This is a genomic window from Polaromonas sp., from assembly GCF_041689105.1.
GTDB lineage: Bacteria > Pseudomonadota > Gammaproteobacteria > Burkholderiales > Burkholderiaceae_C > Polaromonas.
The window spans coordinates 1-11,936 of the sequence record NZ_JBDNGU010000005.1 but is presented as its reverse complement, the minus strand read 5'-3'; the positions used below and the strand labels follow the sequence as shown (position 1 = coordinate 11,936).

11 protein-coding genes are annotated in these 11,936 nt (G+C 63.0%); 1 reads left to right on the top strand and 10 read right to left on the bottom strand.

The genetic code is table 11. The annotated features are described in order from the left end of the window. Positions 1-43 precede the first annotated feature (43 nt). The 8 genes from ACESMT_RS00475 to ACESMT_RS00440 form a co-directional block, all read right to left on the bottom strand. On the bottom strand, positions 44-439 hold the full coding sequence (locus ACESMT_RS00475) for a RidA family protein (RefSeq protein ID WP_372824178.1): 396 nt from the start codon (positions 437-439) through the stop codon (positions 44-46). Beyond that, positions 436-879 carry an acyl-CoA thioesterase gene (locus ACESMT_RS00470; RefSeq protein ID WP_372824176.1) on the bottom strand — a complete coding sequence of 148 codons (444 nt, stop codon included), beginning with the start codon at positions 877-879 and terminating at the stop codon, positions 436-438. The genes ACESMT_RS00475 and ACESMT_RS00470 overlap by 4 nt, the downstream gene beginning before the upstream one ends. Continuing rightward, on the bottom strand, positions 876-2,504 hold the full coding sequence (locus tag ACESMT_RS00465; protein WP_372824174.1) for a benzoate-CoA ligase family protein: 1,629 nt from the start codon (positions 2,502-2,504) through the stop codon (positions 876-878). The genes ACESMT_RS00470 and ACESMT_RS00465 overlap by 4 nt, the downstream gene beginning before the upstream one ends. After that, on the bottom strand, positions 2,501-3,682 hold the full coding sequence (locus ACESMT_RS00460; protein WP_372824172.1) for an acyl-CoA dehydrogenase family protein: 1,182 nt from the start codon (positions 3,680-3,682) through the stop codon (positions 2,501-2,503). Before ACESMT_RS00460 ends, ACESMT_RS00465 begins: the two co-directional genes overlap by 4 nt. A gap of 1 nt (position 3,683) precedes the next feature. Continuing rightward, positions 3,684-4,538, bottom strand: coding sequence for an enoyl-CoA hydratase family protein (locus ACESMT_RS00455; protein ID WP_372824170.1), 855 nt, complete (start codon positions 4,536-4,538; stop codon positions 3,684-3,686). After that, entirely contained in the window at positions 4,535-5,017 is a 483-nt protein-coding gene (locus tag ACESMT_RS00450; protein WP_372824169.1) for a MarR family winged helix-turn-helix transcriptional regulator, read from the bottom strand. Before ACESMT_RS00450 ends, ACESMT_RS00455 begins: the two co-directional genes overlap by 4 nt. 56 nt (positions 5,018-5,073) lie before the next feature. After that, entirely contained in the window at positions 5,074-7,521 is a 2,448-nt protein-coding gene (locus tag ACESMT_RS00445) for a bifunctional salicylyl-CoA 5-hydroxylase/oxidoreductase (protein ID WP_372824167.1), read from the bottom strand. Positions 7,522-7,846: 325 nt separating this feature from the next. Next, entirely contained in the window at positions 7,847-8,587 is a 741-nt protein-coding gene (locus ACESMT_RS00440) for a 2OG-Fe dioxygenase family protein (RefSeq protein ID WP_372824165.1), read from the bottom strand. Positions 8,588-8,719: 132 nt separating this feature from the next. On the opposite strand from ACESMT_RS00440, the gene ACESMT_RS00435 reads away from it, so the two are divergent. Next, positions 8,720-9,019 (top strand): DUF1840 domain-containing protein, encoded by a 300-nt coding sequence (locus ACESMT_RS00435; RefSeq protein WP_372824163.1) that lies wholly within the window; start codon positions 8,720-8,722, stop codon positions 9,017-9,019. Between the two features lie 262 nt (positions 9,020-9,281). On the opposite strand, the gene ACESMT_RS00430 is transcribed toward ACESMT_RS00435, so the two are convergent. Together ACESMT_RS00430 and ACESMT_RS00425 are read right to left on the bottom strand one after the other, a co-directional pair. Beyond that, positions 9,282-10,292, bottom strand: coding sequence for a Bug family tripartite tricarboxylate transporter substrate binding protein (locus tag ACESMT_RS00430; RefSeq protein WP_372824161.1), 1,011 nt, complete (start codon positions 10,290-10,292; stop codon positions 9,282-9,284). Between the two features lie 151 nt (positions 10,293-10,443). After that, positions 10,444-11,430: a tripartite tricarboxylate transporter substrate-binding protein gene (locus ACESMT_RS00425; RefSeq protein WP_372824160.1), complete on the bottom strand. Its 987-nt coding sequence runs from the start codon at positions 11,428-11,430 to the stop codon at positions 10,444-10,446. Between the last annotated feature and the right edge of the window lie 506 nt (positions 11,431-11,936).

Sequence of the window (11,936 nt, the reverse complement as noted above, 5' to 3'; positions counted from 1 at the left end):
GATCGATGGCGAGCAGCTACGCCTGCGGAATGGGCAGTCCGTGTCAGTCTGGCAGAACGGCTGTGACCTCAATTTCGATCCGCGCCCGCTCTTCGACCAGGGCCGAGACCTCCACACAGGTCATGGCCGGGAAATTTTTGCCCATGACCTCTCGGTACACTGCGCCCAGCTCTTTCAGGCGCGCCACGTATTCAACCCGGTCCACCACATACCAGGTCATGCGGACCATGTGCTCGGGACCGGCCCCCCCGGCTTGCAGCACGGCCAGGATGTTTTGTAGCGTCTGGCGGGTCTGGGCAATGAAGTCGTTGCTTTCAAATTGCTGCTGCGCGTTCCAGCCGATCTGACCACCGACAAAAATCATGGCGCCGCGTGCCACGACGCCGTTGGCATACCCTTTGGGCTCGGCCCAGCCCGACGGCTGCAGTAATTTCATCATGGCTTGTTCTCCTCTTTGGTTTCCAGGTAGGGCAACAGCGCTGAGCGCAATCCGTCAGGAATGGCCAGCACCTTTCCGTTTGGTATCCCGGCGCACACTACCACCGTGTTTGCGATCAATTTAAGGCCTTGGCCCTTGTCTGATGGGCGTGAGCAGCTATGAATTTCATAGTGCATGCCGATGCTGGCGTTGCCGACGCGGGTCAGGCTCAAGCTGATGATGATCTCGTCGCCATACCGGCACATGTCAACGAATTCGGTTTTCAGGTCGACGATGGGCACGCCCAGGCCCGAGGCAATCAGCAAATGTTCAGGGTGGCCGATATGCGCCAGAAAGTCTTCCTGGGTTTCATGCAGGAGGTAAAAGTACTGCGGGTAGAAAACAATCCCGGCCGGATCACAGTGGTGAAAGCGGATCTGCTTTTTAACCGTGAACTTCATGGCTGACGCAGCTTGAAGCGCTGCAGTTTTCCGGTTTCCGTGCGCGGCAGACTGCTGACGAATTCGATCTGGCGCGGGTACTTGAAGGGCGCCAGGGTGGCTTTCACGTGGTCCTGCAGCAGTTTTTCCGTCGCTTGCCCTTGCGCATGACCGGGTTTGAGCACCACAAACGCCTTGACCACCATGCCGCGTTCGTTGTCCGGCACACCGATCACGCCGCATTCGGCGACCGCCGGGTGTTTGAGCAAGGCGTCCTCCACCTCAGGCCCGCCGACGTTGTAGCCCGAGGTGATGATCATGTCGTCGGCGCGGGACTGAAAGAAGAAGTAGCCGTCGGCGTCCTGCATGAAGGCATCGCCGGGGTAGTTCCAGCCGCCTTTGACATAGTTGGCCTGGCGGGCATCGCTCAGGTATTTGCAGCCGGTGGGTCCGATGACGGCCAGCTTGCCGACGGTGCCGCGCGGAACCTCATGGCCGTCATCATCGACCACTTTGGCTGTGTAGCCCGGCACCACCTTGCCGACGGCGCCCCGGCGCACATCGGAGCCGGCGCTGGAAATGAAGATATGAAACATTTCGGTGGCACCTATGCCGTCGGTCATTTCGATGCCGGTGGCCTCTTTCCAGAGCTGGCGGGTTGCGTCGGGCAGTCCCTCACCGGCACTGACACAGGTGCGCAAGGTCGGCACCCCATGCTGCTTCGCAAAAGGTGCCATCTGGCGGTAAAACGTGGGCGCGGTGTAGCAGATCGTGGCCCCTACCTCGTTGATCAGCTTGACCATGGCGTCAGGGGTGTAGGCAATGCTTGGGTAATACACCGACGCGCCCGCCCACATCGGGAAAATCAGCATGCCGCCCAGCCCGAAGGTGAAAGCCAGCGGCGGTGAACCCATCACGATATCCTCGTGCGTCGCCCGGAGCACATGGCGCGGCCAGGCTTCGCAAGCGGCCAGCACGTCTCGGTGTGTGTGCACCGCCGCTTTCGGCGTGCCGGTGGTGCCGGAGGTGAAGGCCATCATCGCGATGTCGTCGGCCGAGGTCGGGCAGGGGGCGAAGCGGCCGTCCTGGCTGGCCGCGCGCAGGGCGAGTGATCCCGGCTCGTTCAGGTTGAAGGGCACGATGGTGCTCAGCGTTGGGTTCAGACCTTGGGCGATTTGCAGCTCTGCCAGCAGGCTGACATCACACAATGCCACAGTGGCCTGTGACTTGGTGATGATCTCCCCGAGCTCCTTGGCGCGCAGCAGCGGCATGGTGGCCACTGCCACCAGCCCGGCCTTGACCACGCCGAGCCAGGCCAGCGCCATGCCAATCGTGTTGCCGCCGCGCAGCAGCACGCGGTTGCCGGGTACCAGCTGCAGATTCTGCGTGAGGACCTGGGCGATGCGATTGACGCGCTCGCTGGCGTCCGCATAGCTCAGCGTGATCTTGTCGGAGCGCAAAAAGGGCCGGTCGGAAAAACCATTTTTTTCAACCTGGTCAAACAACACGTCGACCAGGTTGGCCTGCGCCGGGATGTTCAGCTCCGGCAGCTCGTAGCGCATCTGCGGCCATTGCTCTGGGGACGGCAGGTGATCGTGCACGAACCGGTCGGTTTGCGAGGAGGGGGCGGTGGTGGCTGGGGTCATGATTGCAAAACGGCTTTGCCAATGATCAGTTGCTGGACTTCGGTCGCGCCTTCGTAAATGCGCAGCGAGCGGATGTCGCGGTACAGACTTTCGACCTTGGTGCCGACCTTGACGCCCAGGCCGCCATGCATCTGCAGTGCCATGTCGATCACGCGTTGGGCGTTTTCGGTGGCCGTCATTTTGGCCATCGCTGCTTCGGCTGTGACACGTTTCCCGGTGCCACTGCGTTCGCTGTCGTCGCGCAACCAGGCGGCGCGGTAGGTGAGCAGTGCGGCAGCGTCAATCAGCGCAGCCATCTCGCCGATTTTGGCCTGTGTCAGCTGGAAGTCGGCCAGCGTCTGGCCAAACATCTTGCGCTCGCGCGAAAAGCGAACGGCCTCAAACAATGCACGGCGCGCCATGCCCAGGGCTGCGGCCGCGACCGAGGCGCGAAAGATGTCCAGCGTCTGCATTGCCAGCCTGAAGCCGCCGTTGAGCGCACCGAGTTGCGCCGTGCCGGGAACGCGGCAGTGCGCGAACTTCAGGGTCGCCAGCGGATGCGGCGCCATCACCGCGATGTGTTCGCTGCTGTCCAGACCGGCGTTGCCGGCGTCGACAATAAACGCCGTGATGCCACGCGTGCCGGCCGCCAGGTCCGTCTTGGTGAAGGTGACGTAAAAATCGGCGATGTCACCGTTGCTGATCCAGGTCTTGCTGCCGTTCAAGGTCCAGTCGCTGCCGGCCGCATCAGCGGTGGTGGTCATGGCACCCGCGTCTGAGCCAGCATCCGGTTCGCTCAGCGCGAAGGCAGCGATCTTGTCGCCGCGTGCAACCGCAGGGAGGTAAGCCGCCTGCTGCGCCGGCGTGCCGGCCAGGGTGATGGCGCCACTGCCCAGGCCCTGCATGGCAAACGCAAAGTCGGCCAGCGGGGAGTGGAAGGCCAGGGTTTCGCGCAGGATCACCAGCGCGCGCGAGTCGAGTTTGTCCAGCGCACCACCGAGGGCGCCGTCCACACCTGCGGGCACGCAATAACGCAGCCAGCCACCAGTGCCCAGCAGTTTCACCCACTCTTTGCAGGCGCGACGGTCATCACTTTCGTCAACCTGTTGGGCTGGCGCCCAGGCGGCGAGCTGTTCACCCAGTGCGCGGTGGATGTCGTCGAAAAAAGGCAGGGCCAGATGTCGGGTATCGGCTTTCATGTCAATCCCCTTGAAACACCGGTTTTTGTTTGCTGGAGAAAGCTTCATACGCGCGTGTGAAGTCTTTGGTCTGCATGCAGATCGCCTGCGCCTGCGCCTCGGCTTCAATCGCCTGGTCCAGCGTCATGGCCCATTCCTGGTGCAACATGGTTTTGGTCATGCCGTGGGCAAAGGTCGGGCCGGCGGCCAGCTCCGCAGCCAGGGCCTGCGCTTTGGCCAGCAGGTCGGCCGGTTCGTGCAGTGCATTGAAGAAGCCCCATTGCAGCCCTTCCTGCGCCGTCATCGCGCGTCCGGTGAACAGCAGTTCGGACGCGCGGCCCTGACCGATCAGGCGCGGCAGCAGGGCGCAGGCGCCCATGTCCGCACCAGCCAGGCCGACGCGCGTGAACAGGAAGGCGGTTTTGGCTTGTGCCGTGCCCAGGCGAATATCGGCGGCCAGGGCCATCATGGCGCCAGCGCCGGCACAGATGCCGTCGATGGCCGCAATGATGGGCTGCGGGCACAAACGCATCGTCTTGACCAGATCACCCGTCATGCGCGTGAACTCCAGCAACTCCGGCATGCTCATTTTGGTCAGTGGGCCGATGATTTCGTGTACATCGCCGCCTGAGCAGAAGTTGCCACCGGCGCCAGTCAGTACCACTGTCTTGACGTCGGTGGCGCTGTTCAGTGCACGAAACAGGTCGCGCAGCTCGGCGTAAGACTCAAAGGTCAGCGGGTTCTTGCGCTCTGGCCGGTTCAGGGTCAGGGTGGCGACGCCGCCTTCGAAGGCATAGGCAAAGTGGCGGGCGGGGTAGCTGGCCAGCGCACTGAACTGCGCATGCATGGGGTTGGCAGGGCCAATGTAGTGTTTCACGTGTTTTCCATTTCCAGGCTCAGGTCGGCCTGGTGTTGTTTGACTTTGCCCAGCAGCTTGTGCAGGGTGTCGATCTCGCGCGGAGTCAGGCCGCCAAAGGCCTGGACAATCCAGTCCTCGTGCTGGCGCGCCATCTCGTCAAAGGTCTTGCGGCCGCGCGGCGTCAGGCGTACGCGGTAGGCGCGGCGGTCGCCCTCCACGTCCACGCGTTCAACCAGGCCTTCGGCCACCAACTGGTCGGTGATGCCGGTGACGTTGCCGCCGGTGACCATCATTCGGCGCGACAGCTCGTTCATCTTCAGCCCTTCCGGGTTACGCTCAAGCTGCGCCATCAAATCGAACCGCGGCAGCGTGGTGTCAAACTGCTCGCGCAACTGCCCGCGCACCTGTTTTTCAATCAGCTGCGTACAGGTCAGCAGGCGCAGCCACAGGCGCAGCGCCTCGGGGTGTTCGCGGTGTCCTCGTGCTTCCATGTCCATGATCGTCTCCCGGTTGCTATATATTTAATAGCTTATTACGCTTGCTGGATAAGGGCTCAGGTCTGTTTTTGCTTGGATAGTTCGCGGTAAAGCTGGTCACGGCCGCTGAGGTAGGGCTTTGGCCAGTCCACGTGCCGGCTTTGCAGTTTGGCTGCCTCGTGCAGTGTCCAGGCCGGGTCGGCCAGGTGTGGCCGGGCAATTGCGCACAGGTCAGCGCGGCCGGCGGCAATGATGCTGTTGACATGGTCGACCTCGGAGATCGCGCCGACGGCAATCGTCTGGATACCGACCTCGTTGCGGATGCGGTCGGCAAACGGGGTCTGGTACATGCGGCCGTAGACCGGCTTGGCGGCGCGGGTGGTCTGTCCCGAGGACACGTCGATGAAGTCGCAGCCGGCCGCCTTGAACAGGCGCGCGATGGCCACCGCATCGTCGGCGGTGTTGCCGCCCGGCGCCCAGTCATGCGCCGAGATGCGCACACTCATGGGCAGGTGCGCGGGCCAGACTGCGCGCATGGCCGCAAACACTTCCAGCGGGTAGCGGCAGCGGTTTTCCAGGCTGCCGCCGTAGTCGTCGGTGCGCAGATTGGTCAGCGGCGTGATGAAACTCGACAGCAAATAGCCGTGCGCGCAATGCAGCTCCAGCCAGTCGAAGCCGGCCTGGGCAGCGTACAGCGCAGACTGCACAAACTGCGTTTTGATGCGGTCCATGTCCTCACGCGTCATCGCTGTCGGCACGGCGTTGGTCGGGCCATAGGCCATGGCGCTGGCGGCCAGCAGCGGCCAGTTGCCGGCAGCCAGTGGCTCGTCCGGCGCTTCCCAGCCGACCTGGGTTGAGCCTTTCGGGCCGCTGTGGCCCAGCTGCATGCCCATGCGCACGCCTTCGCCCGAGCGGTGTGCGAAATCGACAATGCGTTTCCAGGCCAGCATCTGTTCCTCGTTCCACAGGCCCGTGCAGCCGGGGGTGATGCGGCCTTCAGGGCAGGGCGCGCTCATCTCGGCAAACACCATGGCGGCGCCGCCCAGCGCGCGCGCGCCCAGGTGCACCAGGTGAAAGTCCTGGGGCAGTCCATCGATGGCGCTGTAAGTCGCCATGGGCGAGACCACGATGCGGTTTTTCAGTTGCAGCTCGCGCACTTTCAGTGGCAAAAGCATGGGCGGTGGCGCAGACGTGGCCCCCACGCTTGCCACTGCGTGTGCTGCACTGCCCCCCGAGGGGGCCGTCGCTTGCTCGGGGCGGCCCTTCGCTGCGCGGCCCGGATTGGCCAGCCACTGTTCATACCCTTGCAGCCAGGAGGCATCGCGAACCCGCAGGTTTTCATGGCTGATGCGCTGAGAACGTGTCAGCAGCGAATAGAAAAACTGTTCTGCATCCAGCCCGCTGTAGCGGTCTACGTTTTCAAACCATTCGGTGGAGTTGCGCGCGGCATTCTGTATCTTGAGCACTTCCACCGAACGCAGCGCTTCATAGGTTTGCAGTGCCTTGTCGGGCTCGGGTGTCTGTGCAAAACAGCGGCTCAGCTCAATCGCATCTTCCAGCGCCAGCTTGGTGCCGCTGCCGATGGAGAAATGTGCGGTGTGGGCGGCGTCGCCCATCAACACGATAGGAGCCCCCACGCTCCCCACTATGTGTGGTTCGCTGCCCCCCGGGGGGGCTGGCCTTGCTAGGGGCGGCCCGTCGCTGCGGCCGGGCACGGTGGGCCAATGCACCCAGTGCTCGCAGACCACACGCGGGAAGCGGATCCAGATCGCCGAGCCACGTACATGGGTAGCGTTGTTCATCAGGGCGTTGCCGTCGAGGTATGGGGCAAACAGCTTTTCACAGAAGGCGATGCCGTCTTCCTGGCTCATGGCGTCCAGGCCGTGGGCTTTCCAGACCGCTTCGGGCGTCTCGACGATGAAGGTCGAGGTGTTGTCGTCGAACTTGTAGGCGTGCGCCGCAAACCAGCCGTGTTCGGTTTGCTCGAAAGCAAAAGTGAAGGCGTCGAAGGTCTTGTGCGTGCCCAGCCAGACAAAGCGACAGGCGCGCAAGTCCACATCAGGCTTGAAGGTGTCGGCGTAGCGGGTACGGATGCGGCTGTTCAGGCCGTCGCTGGCGATCACGATATCGGCATGGTACCTGGCGGCGATGGCCTGGTCGTCCTCCACGTCGGTTTCAAACACCAGGTCGACGCCGACTTCGATGCAGCGGTCTTGCAGGATGTTGAGCAGGCGCTTGCGGCCTATGCCGCAAAAGCCGTGGCCGCCCGAACGCACGGAGCGGCCTTTGAAAAACACCTCGATATCGTCCCAGTGGTTGAAGGCGTCACCGATCAGTTGCGCGCTGACCGGGTCGGCCTGTCGCAGGTTGTCCAGCGTTTGGTCGGACAGCACCACGCCCCAGCCAAAAGTGTCGAAGGGGCGGTTGCGCTCCACCACGGTGACCTGGTGGGCGGGGTCCTGCAGCTTCATCAGCAGCGCGAAGTACAGGCCGGCGGGCCCGCCGCCCAGACAAAGGATGTGCATTGACAAGATCCGTTCAAATTGATTGATCGAATCTTAATTGTTTAGGTTTAAACTATTTCCGTCAAGTGGTTTTGAGGCTGGCGCTCTCATGGTTAATACGGTTTTGCATTCAATCATCTGGATAAGCGGCACTTTGTGGGCGGGAACTGGCCGAAGGGGCACTCAGCTGCGCGAATGTCCCCCGGCCTGCGAACAGGCGCATCTTGTTCCGGGGGACATGAGCGCAGTCGCTCACCCAAGCTCTTTGGCTTGCCACTGCCGCAACCTGATTTCTTGTCTTTCGAAGGCAAGCTGGTACAACACGCGTTTGCGAGTGCGCAGGCGCTCAGGGTGCCTGGAAGCCGACCGCCCGGTAGGTCAGCACCAGCGTGTCCCGATGCCCGTCTACTGTGCCGGTCTCCAGTGGCAGGATGGGGGTGGTTTCGTGGATCACCCGGGCATCGTCGAGCAGCAGCGTGGTCAGCGGCTCCTGCATCACAAAGCGCAGGCCCTGCGGGCCGTTGGCGTCGAACACCCGGGTCTCGCCCCCTTTGACGCCTTCGCGCGCCACCAGCATCACCACGACAAAATCCACACCGTCGCGGTGCGCGCCTTCCGGCGTGGGCCGGCCGACGCCGCCCGCGGTGTCGATGCGGAACTGGTGGGCCTCCACAAACCAGCGCGGAACAGGCCGCACTTGCGCAAACAGCTTGCCCAGCTCCGCCAGCAGCGTGGTCCAGGCTGGCGCTGCGGCCACAGCCGGTTCGACCGGCTCAAACCAGCGTTCAAAGCCGCCGTGCAGCGCGTTGTAGTCTGTCGGTTGCCAGTGGGCGCGGTGCGGTGTCTGCGTCAGTTGCCCGCCGTTGAGGTCTTGAATGAAGCAACTGTGCCGGCGCTTGCGGTAGTGGCCGCCGTCCTTCAGGTGAGCGTCTGGGGGCAAACGGTCCCAGGCGCTGACCAGGTTCGTCCAGTGTTGCGTCCATTCGGCCGGTAAGGTGGCGGCCAGATCGGCGGGCGACAACAGGCGCAGGCCGTCCTGGCTCAGCGCCTGCACGGCAGGTTTGGGGGCTGTCGGAATATTGAGCATAGGGGGGTATTTTGCTTCAGCCCTCCTCGTCACCCTTCAGCCCATCACCATGACGGGAAAGCAGCCTACAGACTTCCAGAGGCGCCGTGCCGATAATCGGACTTATTCAAACGACACCCAAGGAGCTCTCCGATGCTGTACAAATTCAAGTCCCAAGCCGCTGGTGACCTGATCATGCTGGAGGCCAATGGGCGCCGCGTCCTGGAGGTAATCGGCAAGGACGCTGGCCCCAAGGGCATCATCCTGCCCGAGCAGATGCCTGCCGCCGTTGCCGCCTTACATGCCGCCATCGCCCAGGAAGAAGTACACGATCAGGAGGCCGAGGCGGCGGTCCCCGGCGAAGGCTTGGGCTTGCGCCAGCGCGCCGGGCCCTTCATCGAGATGCTGGAGCGCAATCACAAGGCCGGCCATGAGGTTGTCTGGGGGGTCTAGATGTGGCCCCCACGGTCGCTCACTGCGTGTAGCTCCCTGCACCTTGCAGGCCGCCGCTCGCCAGAGGCTTCGCTTCTGTTGCCTGTCCAAACCTGCTCAAGCAGGTTCGGAGCCGCAGGCGCCAGCCCCGAGGGGGCCGCTGCGCCTGCGGGCCGGCAGAGCCGGACCCGCGGCCCCTGCTTGAATAAGACAAGTCCTCGCGGTCGCTCACTGCGCCTGCGGGCCGGCTCCGCGGCCAGTGCTTGAGTGGGCGGGCGACTCGCTAATCGACTTTAGCGCCCGAAGCCTTCACTACAACTGCCCATTTTGCGATTTCTGAGTCAATCAGTTTGGCGAATTCCTGCGGTGTGTTGCCGCTCGGGATAGCGCCTTGTGCCAGCATTTTTTCCTTGATGGCGGGCGTGGCCAGTGCTTTGGCGACTTCCTGCTGGATGCGGCTGACGATCTCGGGGGGCGTGCCGGCCGGTGCAAGCAGGCCGAACCAGCTGCTGGCCTCAAAACCCTTGAGCTTGCCAGCTTCTTCCACGGTGGGCAATTCGGGCATCGCGGTCGAGCGCTGGGCGCTGGTGACCGCAAACGCCTTGAGTTTGCCGCCTTTGATTTGCGGCATGGCCGAGGGCAGGTTGTCAAACATCACATCGACGTTGCCACCGATCAGGTCGAGCAGGGCCGGACCGGAACCGCGGTAAGGAATGTGCGTCATGAAAATCCCGGTCTGTGACTTGAAGAGTTCACCCGCCAGATGGATGGAGGTTCCGTTGCCGCTGGACGCCATGCTGAACTTTCCAGGGTTTGCCTTGGCGTATTTAATAAAGTCAGGGACGCTGTTGATACCGAGCTGCGCCGCCTTTTCGGTGTTCATCACCATGACGTTGGGAACGCCGGCCACCAGCGTGATGGGTGCAAAGTCCTTCTGCGGGTCAAAGGGCATCTTCGCGTAAATCGACTTGTTGATACCGTGGGTGCCCACGGTTCCCATCAGCAGCGTATAGCCGTCAGCAGGTGACTTGGCAACGAGGTCGGCGCCTACGTTGCCGCCGGCGCCAGCACGGTTGTCAACGATGAATTGCTGGCCGAAGGCTTTTGACAGCTCTGGCGCGACGGCGCGGGCCAGGATGTCTGTGGTGCCGCCGGGCGCAAACGGCACCACAATGCGCACCGGCTTTGTCGGCCAGCTACTTTGGGCATTGGCCTGGAACGCTATAAAACTGATAGCTGCAAACGCAACATGGGAAAGGGCCAGGCGGCGATTCGGCTTGAAGATTGAGGTCATGAGGGGGTTCCTTTTGCAATTTGGCAATGTGCCTGGGGCGTGTCTCTACCTTAGTGCGGCGAGGCTGCTGCTTCAATCGGGGCAATCCCGGCCTGCCATGAAAAAAGCCGCCGGGCTTGCGCACGGCGGCTGTTCTGCAGTGCGGGCGGAGTCAGTCGGCGAATTTGCCAGCCGCTTCAATCACCGGCTTGAGTTTGGCGATTTCGCTGGCCACAAATGCCTTGTGGGCTGCGGGCTCGACACGCTTGTCGGTCACCACGATGGCGCCCAGGCCTTCCTGCTTCTTCATGAAGTCGGGGTCTTTCAGGGCGATCTTCAGCGCGTTGTTCAGCTGTGTCTGAATGGCAGCAGGTGTGCCCTTGGGGGCATACAGACCGTGCCAGATGGTCAGGTCAAAGCCTTTCAGGCCCATTTCCTGAAGCGACGGGTAGTCCTTGAGCAGCTTGTGGCCGGACAGCGGCTTGGCGGTGGTGACGGCAAAGGCTTTGACACGGCCGGCTTCGATCTGGCCGACGGTGTTGGTGGTCTGGTCGCACATCAGGTCAACCTGGCCGCCCACCAGCGCATTCATCGCCGGGCCAGTGCCGCCGAAGGGAATGGTGGTCATGGCTTCCTTGGCGTTGATCGCCGATTGCCACATCAGGCCGCACAGATGTGAGGCGGAACCCAGACCGGCATGGGCAATGTTGAGCTTGCCGGAGTTGGCGCGGATGTAGTTCTCAAAATCTCGGTAGGTGTTGGCAGGCAGCTGCGGTTTGCCAATGAGGGTCATGGGAACCTCGTTGACCATGCCCAAATACTCAAAATCTTCCAGCGGTTTGTACTGCAGCTTGCGGTACAGGGCGGGGGTCGCCGCCATGCCGATATGAAACAGCAGCAGGGTGTGGCCGTCCGGGTTGGCCTTGGCAACCTTGGTGGTGCCAATCGTGCCACCAGCGCCGTTGACGTTTTCCACGACGAAGTTGGCAGAGCCACCCATAGCCTTGCGCATGGCTTCGGCCAGATCGCGCGCCACACGGTCGGTCGGGCCGCCCGCTGCAAAAGGCACCACGATCGAAATCGGCTTGGAGCCGGGGTAGGTTTGTGCGTTGGCGAACAGCGAAGTCGCGGCCACCGCAAGAATAAGCAGGCGTTTCATGGGGTCTCCTTGAGTTGAACCTGCCAAGTTTACAAAGCGGGCAAGCACTGTCCATGACGGGAACTACGTAAGGGCAAGCACTCGCCTTGGCGGGGCATCTTCTCTTCTTTATCAGCCAGGGCCGCGGATCTGGCTCTGCCAGTCCGCAGGCGCAGCGCCCCCTCGGGGGGGCAGCGCAGTACGCGCAGCGACAAGCGTGGAGGCTCTCTCTTCACCAGCCAGGGCCGCGGATCTGGCTTTGCCAGTCCGCAGGCGCAGCGCCCCCGCGGGGGGCAGCGCAGTACGCGCAGCGACAAGCGTGGAGGCTCTCTCTTCACCAGCCAGGGCCGCGGATCTGGCTCTGCCAGTCCGCAGGCGCAGCGCCCCCTCGGGGGGCAGCGCAGTACGCGCAGCGACAAGCGTGGAGGCTCTCTCTTCACCAGCCGGGGCCGCGGATCTGGCTTTGCCAGTCCGCAGGCGCAGCGCCCCCTCGGGGGGCAGCGCAGTACGCGCAGCGACAAGCGTGG

Bases quoted from the DNA above. Each gene is read 5' to 3' on its own strand.
- ACESMT_RS00450 (WP_372824169.1), bottom strand. From the start codon at position 5,017: ATGGACATGGAAGCACGAGGACACCGCGAACACCCCGAGGCGCTGCGC.
- ACESMT_RS00460 (WP_372824172.1), bottom strand. From the start codon at position 3,682: ATGAAAGCCGATACCCGACATCTGGCCCTGCCTTTTTTCGACGACATC.
- ACESMT_RS00470 (WP_372824176.1), bottom strand. From the start codon at position 879: ATGAAGTTCACGGTTAAAAAGCAGATCCGCTTTCACCACTGTGATCCG.
- ACESMT_RS00465 (WP_372824174.1), bottom strand. From the start codon at position 2,504: ATGACCCCAGCCACCACCGCCCCCTCCTCGCAAACCGACCGGTTCGTG.
- ACESMT_RS00435 (WP_372824163.1), top strand. From the start codon at position 8,720: ATGCTGTACAAATTCAAGTCCCAAGCCGCTGGTGACCTGATCATGCTG.
- ACESMT_RS00440 (WP_372824165.1), bottom strand. From the start codon at position 8,587: ATGCTCAATATTCCGACAGCCCCCAAACCTGCCGTGCAGGCGCTGAGC.
- ACESMT_RS00445 (WP_372824167.1), bottom strand. From the start codon at position 7,521: ATGCACATCCTTTGTCTGGGCGGCGGGCCCGCCGGCCTGTACTTCGCG.
- ACESMT_RS00425 (WP_372824160.1), bottom strand. From the start codon at position 11,430: ATGAAACGCCTGCTTATTCTTGCGGTGGCCGCGACTTCGCTGTTCGCC.
- ACESMT_RS00430 (WP_372824161.1), bottom strand. From the start codon at position 10,292: ATGACCTCAATCTTCAAGCCGAATCGCCGCCTGGCCCTTTCCCATGTT.
- ACESMT_RS00475 (WP_372824178.1), bottom strand. From the start codon at position 439: ATGATGAAATTACTGCAGCCGTCGGGCTGGGCCGAGCCCAAAGGGTAT.